Annotated in this window: 1 protein-coding gene; it reads left to right on the forward strand. The window is 69.3% G+C overall.

All coding sequences use genetic code 11. The features are described 5' to 3' along the window. Positions 1-62: 62 nt before the first annotated feature. Positions 63-514, forward strand: a 452-nt coding sequence (locus tag MXD58_RS30455) for an acyltransferase domain-containing protein (RefSeq protein ID WP_284678844.1), incomplete at its 3' end; no start/stop codon positions are given.

The following is a 514-nucleotide window of genomic DNA, read 5'->3' on the forward strand; positions in this document are numbered from 1 at the left end:
CCGTAATTCCGCTGGTGTTTTCGGCGAGGTCGGGACGGTCGTTGGCGGGTGTGGCGGGCCGGTTGGCGGGGTTCGTGGAGGGGATGGGGGAGTCGGGTCTGGCGGGTGTGGCGGCGGGGTTGGTGTCGGGGCGGGGCCGGTTGGTGGAGCGGGCGGTGGTGGTGGCGGGGTCGGTGGAGGAGGCACGGGTCGGTCTGGGCGGGGTGGCGGCGGGTGGTCCGGTGCCGGGTGGTCCGGTGCCGGGGGGTGTGGTGGTGGGCCGGGCTGATGGCGTGGGGAAGGTGGTGTTCGTTTTTCCGGGTCAGGGTTCGCAGCGGGTGGGGATGGGTCGGGAACTCTGGGAGCGGTTCCCGGTGTTTCGGGCGGTGTTTGATGAGGTGTGTGGGTTGTTGGATGAGCGGTTGTCGGGTTGGGTGGCCCATTCTGTGCGTGAGGTGGTGTTCGGGTCGCCGGAGGGGTTGTTGGATGAGACGGTGTTCACCCAGGCTGGTTTGTTCGCGGTGGAGGTTGCGCT

Source organism: Frankia sp. AgKG'84/4, assembly GCF_023242965.2.
Taxonomy (GTDB): domain Bacteria; phylum Actinomycetota; class Actinomycetes; order Frankiales; family Frankiaceae; genus Frankia.